The sequence below is a fragment of the Neobacillus drentensis genome (assembly GCF_036965245.1).
Lineage (GTDB): Bacteria > Bacillota > Bacilli > Bacillales > Cytobacillaceae > Neobacillus > Neobacillus drentensis_G.
The window spans coordinates 1-20,659 of sequence record NZ_JBALPG010000082.1 but is presented as its reverse complement, the minus strand read 5'-3'; the positions used below and the strand labels follow the sequence as shown (position 1 = coordinate 20,659).

The 20,659-nt window shown below is 36.6% G+C and carries 25 protein-coding genes; 21 read left to right on the top strand and 4 right to left on the bottom strand.

The genetic code is table 11. From position 1 onward, the window contains the following. Positions 1 to 59 precede the first annotated feature (59 nt). The 5 genes from V7150_RS17230 (at position 60) to V7150_RS17210 (ending at position 4,484) form a co-directional block, all read left to right on the top strand. Positions 60 to 1,097 carry a helix-turn-helix domain-containing protein gene (locus V7150_RS17230; RefSeq protein ID WP_335520861.1) on the top strand — a complete coding sequence of 346 codons (1,038 nt, stop codon included), beginning with the start codon at positions 60 to 62 and terminating at the stop codon, positions 1,095 to 1,097. Then, positions 1,097 to 2,605, top strand: a complete 1,509-nt coding sequence (locus V7150_RS17225; protein ID WP_335520859.1) for a RecQ family ATP-dependent DNA helicase — start codon at positions 1,097 to 1,099, stop codon at positions 2,603 to 2,605. Before V7150_RS17230 ends, V7150_RS17225 begins: the two co-directional genes overlap by 1 nt. Further along, positions 2,602 to 3,210 (top strand): CPBP family intramembrane glutamic endopeptidase, encoded by a 609-nt coding sequence (locus V7150_RS17220; protein WP_335520857.1) that lies wholly within the window; start codon positions 2,602 to 2,604, stop codon positions 3,208 to 3,210. Before V7150_RS17225 ends, V7150_RS17220 begins: the two co-directional genes overlap by 4 nt. Beyond that, on the top strand, positions 3,203 to 3,937 hold the full coding sequence (locus V7150_RS17215; RefSeq protein WP_335520856.1) for a LysM peptidoglycan-binding domain-containing protein: 735 nt from the start codon (positions 3,203 to 3,205) through the stop codon (positions 3,935 to 3,937). The genes V7150_RS17220 and V7150_RS17215 overlap by 8 nt, the downstream gene beginning before the upstream one ends. Before the next feature lie 91 nt (positions 3,938 to 4,028). Next, the gene (locus tag V7150_RS17210; RefSeq protein WP_335520854.1) at positions 4,029 to 4,484 is read left to right on the top strand and encodes a DUF2663 family protein; all 456 of its coding nucleotides are present in this window, start codon (positions 4,029 to 4,031) and stop codon (positions 4,482 to 4,484) included. A 135-nt stretch (positions 4,485 to 4,619) separates the two neighbouring features. Here V7150_RS17210 and cotJC read toward each other — a convergent pair whose 3' ends face one another. The 3 genes from cotJC to V7150_RS17195 all read right to left on the bottom strand — a co-directional run bounded on the left by cotJC (position 4,620) and on the right by V7150_RS17195 (position 5,954). Beyond that, positions 4,620 to 5,189 (bottom strand): spore coat protein CotJC, encoded by a 570-nt coding sequence (gene cotJC, locus V7150_RS17205; protein ID WP_335520852.1) that lies wholly within the window; start codon positions 5,187 to 5,189, stop codon positions 4,620 to 4,622. Positions 5,190 to 5,466: 277 nt separating this feature from the next. Next, entirely contained in the window at positions 5,467 to 5,727 is a 261-nt protein-coding gene (locus tag V7150_RS17200; RefSeq protein ID WP_335520851.1) for a spore coat protein CotJB, read from the bottom strand. Next, positions 5,724 to 5,954, bottom strand: coding sequence for a spore coat associated protein CotJA (locus V7150_RS17195; protein WP_335520849.1), 231 nt, complete (start codon positions 5,952 to 5,954; stop codon positions 5,724 to 5,726). Before V7150_RS17195 ends, V7150_RS17200 begins: the two co-directional genes overlap by 4 nt. A 146-nt stretch (positions 5,955 to 6,100) precedes the next feature. On the opposite strand from V7150_RS17195, the gene V7150_RS17190 reads away from it, so the two are divergent. The 15 genes from V7150_RS17190 to fni all read left to right on the top strand — a co-directional run bounded on the left by V7150_RS17190 (position 6,101) and on the right by fni (position 19,572). Beyond that, a complete protein-coding gene (locus V7150_RS17190; RefSeq protein WP_335520847.1) occupies positions 6,101 to 6,736 on the top strand; it encodes a CBS domain-containing protein in 636 nt (211 codons plus the stop codon). Between the two features lie 57 nt (positions 6,737 to 6,793). Continuing rightward, on the top strand, positions 6,794 to 7,162 hold the full coding sequence (locus tag V7150_RS17185) for a hypothetical protein (protein WP_335520846.1): 369 nt from the start codon (positions 6,794 to 6,796) through the stop codon (positions 7,160 to 7,162). Positions 7,163 to 7,186: 24 nt separating this feature from the next. Continuing rightward, positions 7,187 to 7,975, top strand: coding sequence for a metallophosphoesterase (locus V7150_RS17180; protein WP_335520845.1), 789 nt, complete (start codon positions 7,187 to 7,189; stop codon positions 7,973 to 7,975). Between the two features lie 74 nt (positions 7,976 to 8,049). Further along, positions 8,050 to 8,631 carry a genetic competence negative regulator gene (locus V7150_RS17175; RefSeq protein WP_335520844.1) on the top strand — a complete coding sequence of 194 codons (582 nt, stop codon included), beginning with the start codon at positions 8,050 to 8,052 and terminating at the stop codon, positions 8,629 to 8,631. A 237-nt stretch (positions 8,632 to 8,868) separates the two neighbouring features. Beyond that, positions 8,869 to 10,146 (top strand): Glu/Leu/Phe/Val family dehydrogenase, encoded by a 1,278-nt coding sequence (locus V7150_RS17170; RefSeq protein WP_335520842.1) that lies wholly within the window; start codon positions 8,869 to 8,871, stop codon positions 10,144 to 10,146. A 97-nt stretch (positions 10,147 to 10,243) separates the two neighbouring features. Then, positions 10,244 to 11,215: a YpdA family putative bacillithiol disulfide reductase gene (locus tag V7150_RS17165; RefSeq protein WP_335520840.1), complete on the top strand. Its 972-nt coding sequence runs from the start codon at positions 10,244 to 10,246 to the stop codon at positions 11,213 to 11,215. Positions 11,216 to 11,221: 6 nt separating this feature from the next. Beyond that, positions 11,222 to 12,178: an asparaginase gene (locus tag V7150_RS17160; RefSeq protein WP_335520838.1), complete on the top strand. Its 957-nt coding sequence runs from the start codon at positions 11,222 to 11,224 to the stop codon at positions 12,176 to 12,178. A 224-nt stretch (positions 12,179 to 12,402) separates the two neighbouring features. Next, positions 12,403 to 13,092 carry a glutamic-type intramembrane protease PrsW gene (gene prsW / locus V7150_RS17155; protein ID WP_335520836.1) on the top strand — a complete coding sequence of 230 codons (690 nt, stop codon included), beginning with the start codon at positions 12,403 to 12,405 and terminating at the stop codon, positions 13,090 to 13,092. A 102-nt stretch (positions 13,093 to 13,194) separates the two neighbouring features. Continuing rightward, on the top strand, positions 13,195 to 14,136 hold the full coding sequence (sleB, locus tag V7150_RS17150; RefSeq protein WP_420490307.1) for a spore cortex-lytic enzyme: 942 nt from the start codon (positions 13,195 to 13,197) through the stop codon (positions 14,134 to 14,136). Positions 14,137 to 14,150: 14 nt separating this feature from the next. Further along, entirely contained in the window at positions 14,151 to 15,500 is a 1,350-nt protein-coding gene (gene ypeB / locus V7150_RS17145; protein ID WP_335520834.1) for a germination protein YpeB, read from the top strand. 121 nt (positions 15,501 to 15,621) lie between these two features. Further along, complete coding sequence (locus tag V7150_RS17140; RefSeq protein WP_335520831.1) at positions 15,622 to 15,807, top strand: YpfB family protein; 186 nt, start codon at positions 15,622 to 15,624, stop codon at positions 15,805 to 15,807. A gap of 134 nt (positions 15,808 to 15,941) precedes the next feature. Beyond that, the gene (gene cmk / locus V7150_RS17135; RefSeq protein WP_335520829.1) at positions 15,942 to 16,616 is read left to right on the top strand and encodes a (d)CMP kinase; all 675 of its coding nucleotides are present in this window, start codon (positions 15,942 to 15,944) and stop codon (positions 16,614 to 16,616) included. A 2-nt stretch (positions 16,617 to 16,618) separates the two neighbouring features. Further along, positions 16,619 to 17,200, top strand: coding sequence for a lysophospholipid acyltransferase family protein (locus tag V7150_RS17130; protein WP_335520827.1), 582 nt, complete (start codon positions 16,619 to 16,621; stop codon positions 17,198 to 17,200). Positions 17,201 to 17,362: 162 nt separating this feature from the next. Further along, on the top strand, positions 17,363 to 18,502 hold the full coding sequence (gene rpsA, locus V7150_RS17125; RefSeq protein ID WP_335520825.1) for a 30S ribosomal protein S1: 1,140 nt from the start codon (positions 17,363 to 17,365) through the stop codon (positions 18,500 to 18,502). 11 nt (positions 18,503 to 18,513) lie between these two features. Next, positions 18,514 to 19,572 (top strand): type 2 isopentenyl-diphosphate Delta-isomerase, encoded by a 1,059-nt coding sequence (gene fni / locus V7150_RS17120; RefSeq protein ID WP_335520823.1) that lies wholly within the window; start codon positions 18,514 to 18,516, stop codon positions 19,570 to 19,572. A 527-nt stretch (positions 19,573 to 20,099) separates the two neighbouring features. Here fni and V7150_RS17115 read toward each other — a convergent pair. After that, the gene (locus tag V7150_RS17115; RefSeq protein WP_283919239.1) at positions 20,100 to 20,240 is read right to left on the bottom strand and encodes a YpzI family protein; all 141 of its coding nucleotides are present in this window, start codon (positions 20,238 to 20,240) and stop codon (positions 20,100 to 20,102) included. 108 nt (positions 20,241 to 20,348) lie between these two features. On the opposite strand from V7150_RS17115, the gene V7150_RS17110 reads away from it, so the two are divergent. Further along, the coding region (locus V7150_RS17110) for a YphA family membrane protein (protein ID WP_420490306.1) at positions 20,349 to 20,659 on the top strand (311 nt) is incomplete at its 3' end.

Here is a 20,659-nt window from a genome sequence, read left to right as displayed (position 1 = left end):
TAATAATAGAAAAAATGGAGAATTTGTCGATAAAATGTAGAAAAAGTGGTGGATCATAAATGCTGCAATTAGAAACCATCATTTTATTTTGTATTAAACAATTAAATAGTGAACGGACGATTTATTCCATCTATCACCTTTTAAATGGAAAAAAGTCATCACAAACCATCCAAGATGCTCATTTATTTTCGTTAAAGAAGTTTTTTGGGATCTATGAAAGTTTAACTAGAGAATCATTTGATGAAATCATTCAATCAATGATTAAAAAAAAGTGGATTGATCATAGCGGGGAACAACATTACCTATTAACATATTCAGGTAATTCAATTTTAGAAACCAACCCACCGCCAACCTATCTAAATGGCTGGAGTTATCATCCATTTACATCCTTGTTTTGGGAAAGATTTTCGTTATTTATTCAGGTTACTTCGAACCTTGTTTTTGGAGATACAAGATATGTACCTATTCAAAAAAACAATGATGTTCATCTATGGCTGAAATCTTCCTTAAAGGAACTCAATGTACCAAGGAAAGAGCTAGGCAATATCGTATACTCTGAGTTAATAGAATGTTTCAATATGACGAAGGAGATTAATCCCTCCATTCTAGTGTTTCGGTTAACTGGTTTTCAGCAAATTGGCCTAACACCACTACAAATAGTTAAAAAATTTAATATGAACATTCATGATTACCATATCGATTTTATTCATACACTTCATTATTTGATGCAAGCGATTAAATTGGAGCCAAGTGGTTTTCCTATGTTAACGATCCTAATCAAAGACTTTCATCAACAAGATGAATTGACACTTTCATCAAGGAAAACATGGAACCTATTAAATCAGGGGTATTCCCCAGATATGATTGCTAAATTCAGGCGTTTGAAATTAAGTACAATTGAAGATCATCTTGTTGAATTTGCTTTACATGTCGATCATTTCTCAATAGATCCTTATGTGGAAAAAGAATTACAAACAAAAATAGTAGAAATTTCACGGGAAATAGGGAAGAGGCAACTAAAGCTAATAAAGGACAAATTGAAGGCAGCAACATATTTTCAAATTAGGTTAGTGTTGGCAAAGTATGGTGGGGAATAATGGAATTAGAGAAACTTTTACAAAAGCACTTTGGTTATCATACATTTAAAACAGGACAAAAGGAAGTCATTTCATCGATTCTGTCCGGAAAGCATACATTGGCCATGCTTCCGACAGGAACCGGGAAATCTTTGTGTTATCAACTTCCGGGGCATATCCTAAAAGGTCAAATTTTGATCATTTCTCCACTTCTTTCCTTAATGCAGGATCAAGTAGAGCAATTTAAACGGTTTGGTGAAAAAAGGGTCATTGCGTTGAATTCATTTCTTTCTCCAACAGAAAGAAATAATGTACTTCGTCATTTGAAAGAGTATAAGTTCATCTTTATTTCCCCTGAAATGCTGCGGGTTCCTTTTATCATCAGGATGCTGCAGCAATTAACCATTTCGTTATTTGTGGTCGATGAAGCTCATTGTATATCACAGTGGGGCTTTGATTTTCGTCCGGATTATTCCAAGTTAGGAGACATACGTGAAAAGTTAGGGAATCCTCTTACACTTGCACTTACCGCTACAGCTACGAGAAAGGTACATGAAGACATAATAACTTCACTTGGACTTGAAGAAATAGTAAAAATAGAATCGTCGACTGATCGCCCTAATATTGCTTTTTATGTAGAAAAACTAGCAGATTACCACGATAAACAAAACCGGATAACTGATCTTGTTTCAAGGCTCCAAAAGCCAGGAATTATTTATTTTTCTAGTAAAAAGGCTGCAGAACATATGGCTGCATTACTAGATGAAAAAGGGATCTGTCAGGCAATGGCGTATCATGGGGGATTAGATCAAAATACAAGAATTTTAATTCAACAACAGTTTATTTATGACCAGTTGGATGTAATTTGCGCAACCAGTGCTTTTGGAATGGGCATAAACAAAGAAAATATTCGCTTTGTTATCCATTATCATATGCCGATGCAAATAGAATCCTATCTTCAGGAAATCGGCAGAGCAGGCCGTGATGGCAACCCAAGTGTAGCCATCCTATTATACTCACCTGGGGATGAACACCTTCCAATCCAGCTGGCAGAAGGAGAACTACCGTCGGAGCAGCAAATTGATTGGTTATTTGAAAAAGCAAAGAATGAGCAACTGATTAAGGATAACAGGATTGAATTAAGTTATCAATTAAGAGACCTTGGAGGCTTTTCAGAGATTCAGTGGAGAATTATCGAGGACTTTGTAATGAATCCACCCCAAAACGTTCGTTCCGCGGAAATGTTAAAGTTCACTATTAAGGAATTTGTAAAGGAAAGATTAGGAGTTAAGATCAACAATATTTTTCAAATGAAAAAATGGGTCGAGTCTACTTTGTGCAGACGTGAATTTATCTTACGATATTTTGATGAAGTACTGCCAAAAAAGGTGCCTTCATGCTGCGATCTTTGTGGACTGCAACTAAATGAGTATCTATGTAACGAAACAACACCACTGTTAAAAAAAGGTGAAGAGAAGTGGAAGGATTATCTTGCCAAAATATTAATCAATAGTGAGTTGAGTGAATGAAAAAGAAGTATAATGAAATAATCGCAAGTTTAACGGATAAAGAGTTGCTTTATCATCTATATTTAACACAAATCATTTTATTAGCCATCTCAATTATTTTAGGTTTTCTTTTATTTGACCATTTCTCGTATTTAAATCAAATCCATTTAGGAGAAATTGACATTATTGCTATCGGTATACCAGCAGGTTTTGCTGTTGTTATTATAGATATTGGATTAATGAAATGGCTGCCATCTTCCTATTATGACGATGGGGGATTGAATGAAAGAATTTTTAAAAATAGAAATGTTATTCATATTTTCGTAATTGCTCTTTTAGTTGCATTTAGTGAGGAATTACTTTTCCGAGGAATCATTCAAACAAAAGTGGGCCTTATCCTGGCCAGTATTATTTTTGCTATTATCCATTATCGTTATCTTTTTAATTGGTTTTTATTTGTAAATATTGTTTTACTTAGCTTTTTTATTGGGATTGTTTATGAATGGACTGGAAATTTAGCAGTAACTATCATTATGCATTTTGTAATTGATTTTCTATTAGGTATATATATAAAATTTAGACGTTCAGCAGATGACCATGAGCAGGGGGGAAAGACCCGTGAATAAAGAAGAACCATACAGAGATCAAGCAGAAAGATTAAAGAAACGGATTCAAAAAATAAATGATAAGGTCGAAGACGGTGATAGAGACAAATTTCCTCCGAGAGAGCAAGTGCACCGTCAAAAGAAGAAAAAAACAAAATTGAAGATAAAATATCCAGTTATACGGTTATTAGTCTTGAGTTTTATCCTCCTTCCCATAATCATTTTTAGTGTTATTTCTTACCGGGATAGCGGAAAAAATATCAATGATGCAAAAAAGACTTCTGGAAGTCCAGTTGGATACGAAACAATCAATCTTGAAAAGGAACCCAAAGAAGACGAAAACATTTCAAATGAACCAAAAGATACCGATCAGGAGAACATTGATTTGAATGAAGCTTCGGAAGAAAGTAAGGAGTCTAAGGATGTTGTTGAACAACCTGTTTCGAGTAATACTTCCGATCCATCTAGTCAAGCATCGGGTTCTAATGAAGACACAGCCAATAAGCAGGCCCCAGATAAAAACAGCCAGCAACAGACAGAGGCTATAAAAAGTGAAACTAATACAAATTCAACGGCAAATACAAGTAAGGTAGTTTATCATACGGTTAAACCACAAGAAACATTATTTAAGATTGCAATGAAGTATTACCAATCACAAAAAGGAATCGACATAATAAAGAAAGCGAATAAGCTTCAGAATGAAAATATTTATTCTGGCCAAGTCTTGAAAATACCTTTAAACAACTAGCCGATCTTAGGATCGGTTTTTTGTGATCTTAAAAACATAATTTGTGGTACAAGGTCATAAGTATATATGGAGAAATGGAGGGTGATAATAAATGGATTCTCCAATCCAATTACTTGAACATACAGATAAAGCAACAAAACAAATGTTAGAAAATGTAAGGAAAAGGAAGAAGAAATTTGATGACGTTAAAATGTGGCATTATTTATCGATTTATATAACCCTTTTTTTTGCCTTTATTTTTATTATTTATTTCAATATAACAATCGTCAAACATTATTCTTATTCCTTTTTATCCATGTTATCAGCTTCATTAAATGACGTTGTGGCTATGTTTTTGATCGGGATTTCTATTATTGGGTTTGGTGCAATGAATCTGTTAAAACAAGAAAAGGAGAAAAAGGAAAAGGAGTACCAGGAATTAAGGTGCGAAATTGTCGATCGAAGCAAGGATTTATGGAAAAAAGAAGAGGAATGGAAGAACCGCCATATTGTTTTTGAATTAATGAAAAAAAAGTACGATATTAACCTTTATCACGAAAAAAAATAAGAAGCAGGCTATTTGACCTTTGAAAACTTTCTAGCTTAAGCGCTCAGCGGCTAGTGCACTGCGATTCTTTTCCCTTCGATAGGTCATAGACCTTCAGTCCATACGCCGCTATACGTGCGCTTATGCTTTTTCTTGTTAAAAAATTTTCTTTTTATCTCTTTCTTCTTTTAAAATCTCGACAGCTTCTCGGAAACGCAAGGAGTGGATAATTTCGCGTTCACGTAAAAATCGCAGACTATCATTGATATCTGGGTCATCACTCAGGTTAATCAACCACTGGTAAGTAGCCCTTGCCTTTTCTTCTGCTGCAATATCCTCATATAGGTCAGCTATAGGATCCCCTTTTGCGGTTATATAGGTAGCTGTGAAAGGAGCCCCTGCGGCATTATGGTAGTATAAGGCACTGTCATGGTCTGCATAATGTGCCCCAAGTCCTGCTGCTTTCATTTGTTCAGGTGTCGCATCCTTCGTTAACTTATACACCATTGTAGCAATCATCTCTAGGTGGGCAAATTCCTCGGTGCCAATATCTGTTAAAAGTCCAATTACTTTATCAGGAATTGTATATCTTTGGTTTAAATATCTGAGTGCAGCCGCAAGTTCTCCATCAGCACCGCCATATTGCTCTATTAAGTATTTTGCAAGTGTTGGGTTACACGTACTAACCCGAACAGGATATTGTAATTTTTTTTCATAAACCCACATTTTCTTTGACCCCCTCCTTTTTAAACTTTGTCGTCTTATGCCTGGCTACAGAAAGCTATTGCTTTCTGTACGCTTAAGGGAGACTAATCTCTGGCTTCACATTGTTTGCCAGTCCATAATTCTCCCTATATCGCCCCTGAGCACTAAGGAAAGCTACTTAGAATAATCCTCGCAGGAACAAGCTGTGCTTGTTCCGAAGGTAATTTCGCATTTCGATTTTCCTATTTCTCAGTTGAAGCGGTCTAGTTCATACGCCGCTAAACGGGCGATTCCGTTTTTAAATTTGCCAAGGCCATGGTGTATCATCCCAATTCCAAGGATATCCGGAGTAACTATTTCCAAATTGCATTAGGGGGCCAAAATGGCTTTCAAATTCCTTTTTTAACCGTTTTCTTTCTTTGGCATAATGATTAAATTGATGGATGGCCTCAAGGTCATCATTATGTGTATCTAAGTATAAGGTTAACTCGACTAAAACAAAATCGACGGCTTGAAGCTGTTCCATCAGTTGATAATATTCCGCAGGTACCTGTTTCATGTTGAAAGTCCCCCTTTAGCTATCTCAAAAGGGTTGAAGTATGGATCATAAAGGTCTTTCCACAGCGTACCGGCTCTTAGTGCCTCATACGGTGTAAATTGAGGAAGATTCGGTGGTTGAAATCTCATATATAAATGAGGTGGGGTGGAATAAGTTTTTGTAGTTATTGGTTGACAAGGGTCAAAGGGACTCGCATAAGGCTGATACGATTTATGATGAGTATTCATAGTAACCCTCCCTATATTCAGCATCAATTAATCATATGAAATATTTCTTGTTACATGACATAAATCGTTAATATATTAAAGGTTTTTTTTTAGTCTTGTCGAAGTATAATGGAGAGGTAAGGATTACTACGTTGAGGTGATGGGAATTGTTCGTAAAAAATATTATGATACCCAAGCATGAAAGTTTTACTGTACAAGCTGAAGTAACACTGGAAGATGCTTTGAAATTATTAGAGACGCATCAAATTGATGGATTACCCGTTTTACAAGGAGATAAGTATATAGGTGTTGCTACTAGATATAACATTTATGAAAGCTATTTTCTTTCCAATCAACAAAAAGAGGAATATTTAATCTCAACCCTTGTTAAAGATGTTGTTACACATCAAGATAAGTTTTTACTTGGCGGAGAATTATTCGAGAGAACACTTCTAGATTTAAAGGATTTCCCTTTATTAGCAGTTGTTGATGCGAACAAAAATTTTCTTGGGATTGTCACACGTGCTGATGTGATCAGTTCATTCGAAAGTGCATTTGGTGTAAATCGTCCGGGTGTTAGGATTGCCTTTACATCAGTTGAAACGGAAGGACGAATTGCTCGTCTTTCAGAGATTGCCCATCAATTCCATGAACACATCATATCTCTTGTAACTTTCGATGAAACAGATAAACTAGTGCGCAGAATAGTTATGAAGATTGAAAAGAAAAATAATATAGATAGGTTTACCAAGAAGCTTGAGGAACATGGGTTCCGAATTTTGAGTATTCAAGAGGACGAATAAAGTGAATTAGGGAAAGATTAAATTTCCTTCTCATACATTGTATGGGAGGGATTTTTTATGTTTAAAAGAATAGGGATGCTGGTTGTGATCTTTATTTGTGGATATTTACTAATCAAATGGATATCGATTACACATCCTTTTGTACTTTCTGAATTTTTTATTGCCTTTGTTGTAAATCCAATAAAGTTTTTTGCAGCATCAATAGCTTGTTTTATTGGAGTTCTCTGTAATGGTAAATTTATTCGAGAATTAATACATAAGTTAAGAAAAGCATGGATGAAACACATTCAATGGGGTATTCAACTAATTTCGGAGTGTATTGGACTTTTTTTAGTCTTTATCTTCCTTTTCCAATTGGGCTGGGAGCACACGCTTGTCTTTTTTAGTTTAAGCATTCTTTATGGTATGATTTCCGTAGAAATATAAGTAGGGAAAAGGGGAAAATAGAAAATGAGTTTGTTATGGGCTGGGCTGTTTATTTTAGGAGGGGGACTTCTCCTGCTTTTATATATGGTACGAGAAGCATTTTTAAATAAAGTGATGGTACATGAATTAGTTTTTTCAGACTTTCCAGCAACATTTGGCAAGGTGACGATTTTCTTTATTTCGGATATTCATAGGCGAATCATTTCAGATAAGGTTATTCATGAAGTAAAAGGGAAGGCAGATTTCGTTGTCATCGGAGGGGATTTAACTGAAAAAGGGGTTCCATTTGAAAAAGTGAAAGCAAATTTAATGAAATTAAAGCAAATTGGCCCCGTTTATTTTGTTTGGGGTAACAATGATTATGAAGTGGATTTTCGTAAGCTAGATGCAATTATGCACGATTTAGGTGTAAAGGTGTTAGATAATACGTCGGTGACATTCGAGTCTGAGCTAGGGGAAAAACTATGTTTACTTGGTGTGGATGACTTGAGTAAGGAACGAGATCGGCTTGATTTAGCGCTTTTTGATGCAGATCAGAATAGTTTCAAAATATTAGCCAGCCACTTTCCGACAATTACAAAAAAGATTCTTCCTGAGCACGAAATTCGCTTAGTGTTAAGCGGGCATACTCATGGGGGACAAATCCATATTTTCGGGTATAGTCCATATGAAAGAGGAGGAATCAAAAAATTAGTAAACACAATTCTTTTCATTAGCAATGGTTATGGCACTACCGCACTCCCCTTAAGGCTGGGGGCGCCTGCTGAATCGCATCTTATTACTCTGAAGCGAGGAATAGAAGAGTTAGGATGATGTAGACAATTCACCAATAGAACCCTAAGGCATAGACTGAAAACAAGAGTTATGTCACGGCAGGGGGCAAAAGCATGCGCTTAGAACGCTTAACGGCCAATAAAATAAAAATTTTTTTAACCTCTGATGATTTGTTTGAAAGAGGGCTTTCCAAAGAAGAAATTTGGAAGGATTCAAGTAAATGGAATCAGCTATTTCATGATATGCTTGAAGAGGCAAGTGAGGAATTTGATGTTGATATTCATGGTTCAGTAGCAGTTGAAATTTTCTCGCTTCAGGCACAAGGAATGATCTTAATCATTACGGTTGACGAAGTAAAAGATGATGAAGAGTTACTTTTTGATGGGTATATTGAAATGCAGGTAAGGGTTGAAGGCTGTGAAGATCTATTATATGAGTTTGAAGAATTTGAGGATCTTATTGACCTTGCAAAAATGCTATCTAATATAGAGATATTCGGTGGAAGCCTCTATTCACTCCATAATCGCTATTACCTTTTGATGGATCAAGTAGATGCAGCTAAAAAAGAAAAGGCTGCTTGCATTTTATCAGAATTTGGTAACCCCTCTATTTTAAGTCCATTTGTGCTTACTGAATATGGGAAACAAATCCTCGAACATACAACAGTGGAAACCATTCTGCATTTTTTTAAGTAATGACATGAATCATTTAATTCAAATGGGGCGCATAGCCCCTTTTATGTTTTATTAAAGATTTATTGCTTCCATTCCATCGTGTAAATTCCTTTACGAATATCAATGGCAGCGTTTACATTTTGATGCTGAAAAATAGGAAAATATGTGTTTTTTTTCTTGCATAAATCGATTAAACGTGTATACTTGTGACTGAAAGCGGACAACATTCGTAAAAGAGATTTCTTAGGAGGATTACAAATGGTAGCCGAAAATGGTACAGAAAAGACTAATCAAGTGGAAAAGAATGATGTGTTGAAATCAACACAAACAGTAATTCATAAAGCACTTGAGAAGTTAGGTTATCCTGAAGAGGTATACGAGCTCTTGAAAGAGCCGTTACGTATGATGACAGTAAAAATTCCAGTTAAAATGGATGACGGATCAACAAAAATATTTACGGGATACCGTGCACAGCATAATGATGCAGTAGGGCCGACAAAGGGCGGAATTCGTTTTCATCCCGGAGTGACTGAAATAGAAGTGAAAGCCCTTTCAATTTGGATGAGCTTGAAATGCGGCATTGTTGATCTTCCATACGGCGGTGGTAAGGGCGGTATTGTTTGTGATCCGCGTGATATGTCCTTTAGAGAGCTTGAAAGATTAAGCCGTGGATACGTAAGGGCAATCAGCCAAATTGTTGGACCAACGAAAGATATTCCTGCACCAGATGTATTTACAAATTCACAAATAATGGCTTGGATGATGGATGAGTATAGCCGAATCGATGAATTCAATTCTCCTGGTTTTATCACAGGTAAGCCGCTTGTATTAGGAGGTTCACATGGGCGTGAATCTGCAACCGCAAAAGGTGTGACAATCTGTATCCGTGAAGCTGCTAAAAAGAAGGGCATTCAAATTGAGGGTGCAAGAGTTGTTGTTCAAGGTTTCGGTAACGCGGGCAGCTTTTTGTCCAAGTTCATGCACGATGCTGGGGCAAAAGTAATTGGTATTTCCGATGCCTACGGTGCTTTGTACGATCCAAACGGTCTTGATATCGATTATCTTTTAGATAGACGTGACAGCTTTGGAACAGTTACAAAATTGTTTAATAATACAATATCAAATAAAGAATTGCTTGAACTTGACTGCGATATTTTAGTTCCTGCAGCGATTGAAAATCAAATTACTGCAGAAAATGCCCATAATATTCGTGCCAGCATCGTAGTTGAGGCAGCTAACGGTCCAACAACGTTAGAGGCTACAGAAATATTAACAGAACGTGGTATCCTTCTAGTTCCTGATGTATTAGCATCAGCAGGTGGAGTTACTGTTTCTTACTTTGAGTGGGTTCAAAATAACCAAGGTTACTATTGGACTGAAGAAGAAGTTGAAGAAAAGCTTGAAAAAGTAATGGTGAAATCATTTAAAAATATTTATGATACTGCCCAAACACGACGTGTTGATATGCGACTTGCTGCCTATATGGTCGGGGTAAGAAAAATGGCAGAAGCAAGCCGCTTCAGAGGTTGGATTTAAGTAGTTTGAATTGAATTATAATAAAAAAACTCCTATCATATACAAGGTAGGAGTTTTTTTATGGAAGATGTAATCGTATATAAGGAGTGTTACCATTTTGCAATCAGAAGATGTTATTATAGTCGGTGGAGGTCCTTGTGGTTTAGCAGCCGCAATTTCATTACAGGAAATTGGAAAAAAACCTTTAATTATTGAAAAGGGGAACGTGGTTAATTCTATATTCCATTATCCAACACATCAAACCTTTTTCAGCACAAGTGAAAAATTAGAAATCGGTGGAATGCCATTTGTAACAGATAGTTATAAACCTAAAAGAAACCAGGCACTTGTATATTATCGTGAGGTAGCAAAGCGCAAGCAGCTCCGTATAAACGCGTTTGAAACAGTCATAAAAGTGTCCAAACAGAATGATCAATTTCATGTTCATACTGATATAAATACCTATAGTGCAAATTTTGTAATCATTGCAACAGGTTACTATGATCATCCTAACTTCATGGACGTTCCTGGTGAAGGTTTACCAAAAGTTTTTCATTATTTTAAAGAGGCCCATCCTTATTTTGATAAAGATGTTTGTGTGATCGGAGGAAAAAATTCCAGTGTCGATGCCGCTATTGAACTTGTAAAGGCAGGGGCACGTGTAACCGTTTTGTACCGAGGAGAGGAATATTCTCCTAGTATAAAGCCATGGATTCTTCCTGAATTCGAATCCTTAGTGAGAAACGGCATAATTGTTATGGAGTTTCGTGCAAATGTTATAGAAATTACCGAAAACCAAGTGATATATAGCAAGGAAGGGCAACAAAAGACAATAAAAAATGATTTTGTTTTCGCTATGACCGGCTACCATCCTGACCACAAATTTTTAAAAAAAATGAGTGTGAAAATTGATGAGGAAACGGGAAGACCTCTTTTTAACTCAGAGACAATGGAGACGAATATCGAGGGAATCTATATTGCTGGTGTCATTGCGGCTGGAAATAATGCTAATGAAATATTCATTGAAAATGGCCGGTTCCATGGCGGACAAATTGCACGTTCAATTTTAGAAAAAGAAACAAAGGGATGATTATAGATGAAAAAGGTTGTTCTTTTAACAACAGGCGGTACAATTGCAAGTAAACCAAATAAGGATTCAGGAAAATTAGCCTCAGGTGCCTTAACGGGTGAGGAGCTCGCTGCAATGTGTAATTTACCAAATGACATTGAAGTAATTGTCGACTCCGTTTTTCAAAAGGCAAGCATTCATATAACTTTTGAGGATTTAGTTTTTCTAAAAAACAAAATTGAGGATTATTTTAAAGATGAAGAAGTTTCAGGAGTGGTTGTCACTCATGGTACTGATACGATGGAAGAAACAGCATATTTCCTGGATTTGACAGTTAGTGATTACAGACCAGTGGTAGTAACTGGTTCACAGCGTTCTCCTGAAGATTTAGGAAGTGATGTATACATTAACTTAAGGCACGCTATTTATTCGGCTTGTTCAAGTGATTTACATGATGCAGGTACTGTTGTCGTTTTTAATGAACGAATTTTTGCTGCCCGGTATGTAAAAAAAGAACATGCCTCTAATATTCAAGGCTTTAATGCTTTTGGATTTGGTTATCTCGGTATTATTGACAATGACCAGGTTCATGTCTTTCAAAAACCTATTAAGAGAGAAAACTATGAAATTAATTCAACTATCCCACAAGTAGAAATTATTAAGTGCTATATTGGTGCAGATGGGAAATTTATCAAGGCTGCTCGTGAGGCAGGTGTAGGTGGAATTGTCCTAGAAGGAGTAGGAAGAGGACAGGTGGCTCCTAAGATGATGGAAGAAATCGATAAGGCCATTAAAGATGGAATAAAAATAGTTATTACAACCAGTGCTGAAGAGGGGGCTGTATACACAACCTATGATTATGAGGGTAGTGCTTTTGACCTTTATAAAAAGGGTGTAATCCTTGGGAGTGATAATGACTCAAAGAAGGCAAGAATTAAATTGGCTGTAGTAATGGCAAGCGGCATAGAGACGATCAATTTTTAAATTTCAATAAGATTACTTGTTGGATTTGGGTTTTCTTGATTTAGTTACCACCTTAGTTGGGATGAATCTTTCATTTTCTTTACGCTGTTTCCATGGTACGATAAAGAAAACTCGTCGATTGGCGAGCCGTTAGGCGAAGACAGAGGCGTAGTTGCACTTATGCCTAATAGGAAAGTTATACTTTCCTATCGGCTAAAGAAAAAGGATTGGAAAAGAGGTTCATCATGCTGGGAATTTTATCTGCCGGAGTTGCCCCCGGTTTGGCATTACTTAGTTATTTTTATTTAAAAGATGAATATGAGCCAGAGCCAATTTCCTTTGTTCTTCGGACATTTATTTACGGAGCGCTTTTGGTTTTTCCAATCATGTTTATCCAGCATGTCCTTGAAATAGAGCATTTGCTTACATCGGATCTTTTCGATGCGTTTCTAAGCTCAAGCCTTCTCGAAGAATTTTTTAAATGGTTCATTCTTTTTTATGCTATTTATCAGCATGTTGAGTTTGATGAACCATTTGATGGAATTGTATATGGAGTAGCCGTTTCCCTTGGTTTTGCTACTGTTGAAAATATCTTTTATTTAATTGCAAATGGAATTGAACATGCAATGACACGTGCTTTATTACCGGTATCAAGCCATGCCCTATTTGGGGTTATTATGGGCTTTTATATTGGAAAAGCAAAGTTCACTGAAGGAAATAAAGCGAAGTGGATAGTACTCTCATTGCTTTTGCCATTTATTTTACATGGATTCTATGATTTTATTTTGATTTCACTAGAAAATTGGCTGTTTATTATTTTTCCTTTTATGATATTCCTATGGTGGTTTGGGTTACGAAAAGTGAAAAAAGCGAAAATCTTGAGCGCTAATCATTTTAAAAAGCAATATCCTGTACAAAAGACTCTTCATTCCTGATGAAGGGTTTTTTTTATTAATCTTTTTTAAATGGAATAAAAACACCAATAAAGCAAAAAATGGGGTTAATGCTAAAAAGATTCATATGGGGGTAATAATTCCATGAAAAAGAAAAACAACCTAATCAAATACTTCATCCTAATCTTTTTCTGCACTGTGCCATTATCTTTTATGGAGAACCATGAGGTCCATGCCTTTTCTAATCAGGTAATCCAAAAAGGAGCTGTTGGCGATGATGTCCTTGAGCTGCAATCAAGGCTTCAGTATATCGGCTATTTTAACGGGAAAATTGATGGCGTTTTTGGGTGGGGGACATATTGGGCGCTTAGAAACTTTCAATATGAATACGGGTTGCCAATTGACGGGTTGGCGGGGGCAGCGACAAAAGCAAAACTAGTCAAGGCAAGCAAATACAATGAGCAATTTGTAAAAAAGCAAATAAAATCCGGGAAGAAATTTACTCATTACGGTGGTGTCGATCAAAGAAAGCAGAGTGCTCCAAGTCCTAAAGCACCTGCAAATAAAGCACCAACAAATAAAGCGCCAACAAATCAAGCTGCGCCAAAGCCAGCAGCACCAAAGCCAGCAGCACCAAAACCAGCAGCACCAAAACCAGCTGCGCCAAAGCCAGCAGCACCGAATAAAGCGGCACCAAAAAAGCCAACTGCAGCAAACACGCCAAGTGGTTTTACACAAAATGATATCCGTTTAATGGCGAACGCTGTTCATGGAGAGTCAAGGGGTGAACCGTATATTGGCCAAGTTGCGGTCGCTGCGGTTATCCTAAATCGGGTAAATAGTGCTTCATTTCCTAACACCGTTTCCGGAGTTATTTTTGAACCAGGAGCATTTACTGCCGTTGCTGATGGACAGATTTGGTTGACACCGAATGAAACTTCAAAAAAAGCGGTATTAGATGCAATTAATGGATGGGATCCAACGGGTGAGGCAATTTACTACTTTAACCCTAATACTGCCACTAGTGGCTGGATATGGGGCAGGCCGCAAATCAAACGAATTGGTCAGCATATTTTTTGCAAGTAGAGAGGTGAATAGAATTGATTAGAGGTATATTAATAGGTGTTCTTGCTTTAGGTGTTGCGGGTACAGCTTATTGGGGCTACCAAGAACACCAAGAAAAAAATGCAATTCTTTTAAACGCAGAAAACAACTATCAGCGGGCTTTCCATAACCTTTCCTACCGGATGGATATATTACACGATAAAATTGGGACAACGTTGGCCATGAATTCTAAGGCTACCTTGTCTCCATCATTAATTGAAGTGTGGAGGCTTACTTCGCAGGCACATGGTGATGTTGGGCAGCTGCCATTAACATTATTACCGTTTAATAAGACAGAGGAGTTTTTAGCTAATATCGGCAACTTCAGCTACCGAACCGCCGTTAGAGATTTGGAAAAAGAACCTTTGACAGATAAGGAGTACGACACATTAAAGGTACTTTATAAGCAATCTGGTGACATTCAGAACGAGCTCCGAAATGTTCAGCACATGGTATTGAAAAATAACCTGCGCTGGATGGATGTCGAATTAGCACTTGCATCTGGCAAAGAATCAACCGACAACACCATCATTGATGGCTTCAAAACAGTCGAAAAAACAGTTTCCACTTATGAGGAAAGCGACTTTGGACCAACTTTTGTGAATATGCAAAAAAAGGATGAAAATTTTAAGAAAATAAAAGGAAAAACCATTTCAAGTCAAGAGGCAATTCAGATAGCCAAAAAATATATGAAGTTTGATAGCAATGCACAGGTAAAGGTTACTGAAAACGGAAAAGGCTCCGACTATGGGTTTTATAGCGTGTCAATCAAAAATAAACAAACCGGACAAGAAGCAAGCATGGATATTACTAAAAAGGCCGGACACCCCATTTGGTTTATTAATAACCGGGATATAAAGAAACAAGTTTTAAGTCTGAATGAAGCGGACAACAAGGCTGCTGCTTTTTTAAAGGAAAATGGATTTAAGGATTTAGAGGTATTTGAGAGTACACAATATGATAATATTGGAGTCTTCAATTTTGTTACCAATATTAATGGAGTAAGAATTTATCCTGAAGCGGTGAAAGTAAAAGTAGCACTGGACAATGGAGATATTATTGGTGTGTCGGCAGAGGAGTATTTAAAATCCTTCCAGACAAGAACTATTGAAAAACCTGCAATTACAATGGAACAAGCTCGTGCAAAAATAAATCCTAACTTAAAGGTGATGGAAGACCGTCAAGCAATAATTGTGAACGATTTAAATGAAGAGGTATTATGTTATGAGTTCCTTGGGACAATTGGTGAGGATACCTATCGAATTTTTATAAATGCAAAAAATGGTTTTGAAGAACAAGTTGATAAACTAAAAAATGCAGAGGCCATTTACGAAGATGTTCTTTAAGGAAAAGCAATTGCTTTTCCTTTTTTTTCAATGCTTTAACATGCCATATCTCCTTTCCAGAATAAAACAACTATGGGAGTAAATAATAAACATATATGGATATGATGTTGGAGTGATGGTTATGAAGAGGGTAGAAGGTCTTCTCATTAAAGTCGTGATCATACAGTTTGTGTTTCTTTTTTTATCCCAATTATTTTTTCATCAAATAGATATCTTTCCGCAAATAAAACAATTGACAAGATACGAAGGGGTAAATAAAAATACCTTTACTGAAATTCTCCAAACCTTTCAAGGGGGAGAAAAATAATGCAAAAATAAAGCAGGAGTTCCTGCTTTATTTTTTATTGATCAAAAAAGTTAAAAAAAAGAGGCATTTCTTTATCTTGTGGTAAAATAAAATAAGACAACAAATGAGACAACCATGATTGTTTAGGAGGATTTATGGAAAAGAAATTATCAATCGCTATTGACGGGCCTGCTGCAGCCGGAAAGAGTACAGTGGCAAAAATTGTGGCAGAAAAACTTTCTTATATGTATATCGATACTGGTGCGATGTATCGGGCTTTGACATATAAAGCAATCGTAAACCATCTTAATTTAGAAGAAGAAGCGCTTCTTTTTGACATGCTATTATCTACTGATATTAAACTTCTGCCTTCAGATAAAGGTCAATTAGTCTACCTTGACAATAAAGATGTCACTCAAGAGATTCGTTCTTCAGAAGTAACTAATAATGTTTCTATTGTTTCTATCCATCAAAAGGTTCGTGAAGAAATGGTTAGAAGACAGCAAGCTTTTGCCACAAAAGGTGGTGTAGTGATGGACGGACGGGATATCGGAACACATGTATTGCCCGGTGCAGAAATAAAGGTATTTTTACTTGCCAGTGTTGAGGAAAGAGCTGAAAGGCGCCATATTGAAAACTTACAAAAAGGATTCCCTTCCGATTTAGAAAAATTAAAAGAAGAAATTGCACTGAGGGATAAAATAGACTCAGAGAGAGAAGTTGCTCCATTGAAAAAAGCCGATGATGCAATTGAAATCGATACAACCTCTTTGACCATTCCTGAAGTTGTAGAAAAAATAATGGCTCTGGTGCACGAAAGGATTGGATAAGTGTGACGTTTTATGCATTTGCAAGGTCAGTGGTTTATACTATTTTTAAACCATGGTACAGGATAGAGGCTATCGGAGTGGGAAATTTCCCGAAAGAAGGCGGCGTTCTTCTTTGTGCAAATCATATCCATAATTTTGATCCAATAGTTGTTGGAATCATGGCACCTCGTCCAGTTCATTATATGGCAAAGGAAGAGATTTTTCGTGTCCCATTGCTAGGTGGAATCGTTAGAAAATGTAATGCCTTCCCTGTAAAAAGGGGCTTTAGTGACCGAGAGGCGCTTAGAACTGGCTTAAAGATTCTTAAAGATGGCAACGTCTTCGGACTTTTTCCAGAAGGAACGAGAAGTAAGACTGGGGAGATAGGTAAAGGGCTGTCGGGGGCAGGATTTTTCGCTTTAAGGACTGAGGCAATGGTTGTACCTTGCGCAATCATTGGCCCGTATAAAAGTTTCAAGAGATTAAAAGTGGTTTATGGAAAACCAATTGATATGGATGAAATGAGAAAAGCTAAAGCATCCGCGGATCAGGTTACTGAATTAATTATGTCAGAAATTCATAAACTTATAATAGAGCACCAATAGGTTCTGCTTGACAAAATAGTCTATTTGTAAGAAGTTAATAAAAAGGGATTTTTTTTGAATATTCTTTGCTTTTAAAGTTTGTTTTATATGTGGTGTCTGCTGCGCGGCATTCATCAGATCATATATAGATTTTAAGAGTAAATGGATTAAGGAGGAATACATATGTCGGAAGAATTAAATCAAGTAGAAGTAAAAAGCTTTGAAATTGGAGACAAAGTAACTGGACAAGTTACTAAAGTAGAAGAAAAACAGGTGCTTGTGGCTGTTCAAGGAAGTAAACTAGATGGAATTATTCCCATTAGTGAACTATCAAGTCTGCATATTGAAAAAGCATCCGATGTAGCTGCAGAAGGTGATGAGTTAGAACTTGAAGTTTTAAAAGTAGAGGAAGAAGCATTGATTCTTTCAAAAAGGAAAGTTGATGCAGAAAAGGCATGGGAGAGCTTAGAACAACAATTCCAAAATGGTGAGGTTTTTGAGACTGAAGTAAAGGATGTCGTAAAAGGCGGCCTCGTTGTGGATCTTGGTGTTCGCGGCTTTGTTCCTGCATCACTTGTAGAAGCACATTTTGTCGAGGATTTCAGCGATTACAAAGGGCGTACGCTTTCCTTTAAGATTGTTGAACTTGATAAAGAAAAGAACCGCTTAATCCTTTCACATCGAGCAGTTGTGGAAGAAGAAAAAGGTAAACAAAAACAAAATCTTCTTGATGAACTTAAAGTGGGCCAAGTAATTGATGGAACTGTTCAAAGAATAACTGATTTTGGTGCATTTGTAGATATCGGAGGAATCGATGGTCTTGTTCATATTTCACAAATATCCTATGAGCATGTTGATAAGCCATCAGATGTTGTTCAAGAAGGTCAACAGGTCAAAGTAAAGGTATTAAGTGTGGATCGCGATAATGAAAGAATTTCTTTATCAATAAAAGAAACACTTCCAGGACCATGGTTCAATATTTCTGAAAAAGCACCTAAGGGAAGTATTTTAGATGGTACAGTTAAAAGATTAGTTTCTTATGGTGCTTTTGTCGAAGTCTTTCCAGGTGTAGAAGGCCTTGTTCATATTTCACAAATTGCCCATAAGCACATTGGAACTCCGCATGAAGTTTTAAAAGAAGGGCAAATTGTAAAAGTAAAAGTTCTTGAAGTGAATGAACAAGATCAACGTCTATCATTGAGCATAAAAGAATTGCTTGAGAAAGAGGTAGAGGAAAACATTGATTATGAGCTTCCTGAAGAGTCAAAAGGCTTCCAGCTTGGTGAAGTTATTGGAGATAAATTAAAGAATCTAAGAAAATAATGGTGATTTAAGTGTCTAGATCTGAACGAAAATGGGATCACATTCGCTTTGCTCTGCAAAATCAGCAAAACCGTTCAACAGTTTTCGATGATATCAAATTTATTCACCAAACCTTACCGAATATCAGTGTAACCGATGTTCGATTAGACCATTCAATTGGCGAACTTTCTTTAAGTTCGCCAATTTTTATCAATGCGATGACTGGCGGCGGTGGTGAAAAGACCTATCAGATTAACAAAGAACTGGCAATGGCTGCAAAATTGACTGGGGTAGCTATGGCAGTAGGGTCTCAAATGTCTGCTATAAAGGATAAGGGCGAAAGATATACATATGAAATAGTTCGAAAAGAGAATCCACAAGGGATTATAATAGCTAATTTAGGCAGCGAAGCAACAGCAGAGAATGCCAAAATCGCAATTAATATGATTGAGGCTAATGCCTTGCAAATCCATTTAAATGTGATACAAGAACTAACGATGCCTGAAGGTGATCGAGATTTTTCGGGTGCCTTAAAAAGAATTGAGACAATTGTTAAAGCGGTAGATGTTCCTGTTTTTGTTAAAGAAGTAGGTTTCGGGATGACAAAGGAAACAGTAAAAACTCTTTCAGAAGTCGGCGTCGCTGGGGTTGATATTGGGGGCTCCGGGGGAACAAATTTCGCAGAAATAGAAAATAAGCGTCGAGAAAAAAGTTTCCCATTTTTTAATGGATGGGGCATTCCTACGCCAATTTCTATCATTGAAGCCGCATTATATTCTGACAAAATTTCCATTATTGGATCAGGTGGTTTTTTGACAGGACATGACATTGCCAAGGGCATCGCTATGGGTGCAAATGCAATCGGCATGGCAGGTTTTTTCTTGCGGATTCTAGTTGAAAATGGTTTAGAAGCATTACAGAAAGAAATCGAAACACTGCACAATGAATTAACAATGATTATGACTGCATTAGGAGCAAAAAACATTTCTGATTTAAAAAAAGTGCCGCTGATAATCTCAGGCGAAACCTATCATTGGTTAAATCAAAGAGGAATTGATACGAAACAATACAGCTGTCGTTCCATTAAATAAGAGCTCTCGTCTTTTGCTGAAGGGTTCCGTTTTTAGGTGCAAAACAGTTAAATGACATAGAAAATGGCGTATAAAACTGCTTTCAGTTTTATACGCCATTATTAATATTCATATTGACTAAATGATAATCAAATTAAGGTTTCTCCTTATTTCAACTAAAGCAACCGATCTTGCAATAAGAAAAAAACGCTGATAATGGCAGCTGATCATTATGTGGATTTGATTGTTGATTGTATAAATGAAAGGCTCATTCGGACATGACAAGCGGAATATTGATTATGATAGTCCGAATACGAGGCTTATTCGGACAGGACAAGAGGAAAATTGCCTGTTGTCCAAATGCAAGGCTTAAGGTCCAAGTCACATAATGGTTTTTAAACAGCATAAAAGAAAGAATGGCTTGGAGAAAACTTCGAGCCATTCTTTTTGTGTCTCATACTACGTTTTCATTAACTAATTTTTTATGATATGGCGGTGAGATTACTCCTGCTTTTACAGTTTTGCACTTCACATGTAATCCGGTAGGGTTATCTTTTACCATCATTTAAACCACGTGCCTCTTCAGGGCTAGAAAGTTTGGTTGCACCTGGGTAGTGCAATGCCTGATCTCGGTCTGACTCTACTCTTCTGCTTGCTTTTATTTTTTTTTCTTGGCGGTCTTCTCCCATTCATCCACACCTCCTCTTAATATGATGAATCACATTAGAAATATTATTCAAGGAAGTATGAAAGTACATATTGATTACCAATAATGAAAATAATAGGAGGTGAGTGAGATGGCAGGAGCAATGTTTTATTGGATTAGTTGGTTCTTTTGGGTGTACCTTACTTTTTTGCTGAATAAAAGGAATCCATATCGGTTAAAACTGTCAGTGATCATTCTCATATTGATATTTTTATCTAATTTTCAGTTCATGGTTGGAATCTTTGAAATACAGGCTGGTGGTTTATTTTTATTAATCACTTCTTGTATATTTATTAGCCAGGAAAAAAGAGGAGCAATTATCTATTATTTTATTTGTTCATTTATCGTGTCGATTGCTTATGTAACCTTCCATTTATTCGAGATCTTTGACCCTATTTGGAT

Excerpts from the sequence above, each read along its gene's own strand:
- V7150_RS17230 (WP_335520861.1), top strand. The coding sequence starts at position 60 with ATGCTGCAATTAGAAACCATCATTTTATTTTGTATTAAACAATTAAAT.
- V7150_RS17225 (WP_335520859.1), top strand. The coding sequence starts at position 1,097 with ATGGAATTAGAGAAACTTTTACAAAAGCACTTTGGTTATCATACATTT.
- V7150_RS17220 (WP_335520857.1), top strand. The coding sequence starts at position 2,602 with ATGAAAAAGAAGTATAATGAAATAATCGCAAGTTTAACGGATAAAGAG.
- V7150_RS17210 (WP_335520854.1), top strand. The coding sequence starts at position 4,029 with ATGGATTCTCCAATCCAATTACTTGAACATACAGATAAAGCAACAAAA.
- cotJC (WP_335520852.1), bottom strand. The coding sequence starts at position 5,189 with ATGTGGGTTTATGAAAAAAAATTACAATATCCTGTTCGGGTTAGTACG.
- V7150_RS17200 (WP_335520851.1), bottom strand. The coding sequence starts at position 5,727 with ATGAAACAGGTACCTGCGGAATATTATCAACTGATGGAACAGCTTCAA.
- V7150_RS17195 (WP_335520849.1), bottom strand. The coding sequence starts at position 5,954 with ATGAATACTCATCATAAATCGTATCAGCCTTATGCGAGTCCCTTTGAC.
- V7150_RS17185 (WP_335520846.1), top strand. The coding sequence starts at position 6,794 with ATGTTTAAAAGAATAGGGATGCTGGTTGTGATCTTTATTTGTGGATAT.
- V7150_RS17180 (WP_335520845.1), top strand. The coding sequence starts at position 7,187 with ATGAGTTTGTTATGGGCTGGGCTGTTTATTTTAGGAGGGGGACTTCTC.
- V7150_RS17175 (WP_335520844.1), top strand. The coding sequence starts at position 8,050 with ATGCGCTTAGAACGCTTAACGGCCAATAAAATAAAAATTTTTTTAACC.
- V7150_RS17170 (WP_335520842.1), top strand. The coding sequence starts at position 8,869 with ATGGTAGCCGAAAATGGTACAGAAAAGACTAATCAAGTGGAAAAGAAT.
- V7150_RS17160 (WP_335520838.1), top strand. The coding sequence starts at position 11,222 with ATGAAAAAGGTTGTTCTTTTAACAACAGGCGGTACAATTGCAAGTAAA.
- prsW (WP_335520836.1), top strand. The coding sequence starts at position 12,403 with ATGCTGGGAATTTTATCTGCCGGAGTTGCCCCCGGTTTGGCATTACTT.
- sleB (WP_420490307.1), top strand. The coding sequence starts at position 13,195 with ATGAAAAAGAAAAACAACCTAATCAAATACTTCATCCTAATCTTTTTC.
- V7150_RS17140 (WP_335520831.1), top strand. The coding sequence starts at position 15,622 with ATGAAGAGGGTAGAAGGTCTTCTCATTAAAGTCGTGATCATACAGTTT.
- cmk (WP_335520829.1), top strand. The coding sequence starts at position 15,942 with ATGGAAAAGAAATTATCAATCGCTATTGACGGGCCTGCTGCAGCCGGA.
- rpsA (WP_335520825.1), top strand. The coding sequence starts at position 17,363 with ATGTCGGAAGAATTAAATCAAGTAGAAGTAAAAAGCTTTGAAATTGGA.
- V7150_RS17115 (WP_283919239.1), bottom strand. The coding sequence starts at position 20,240 with ATGGGAGAAGACCGCCAAGAAAAAAAAATAAAAGCAAGCAGAAGAGTA.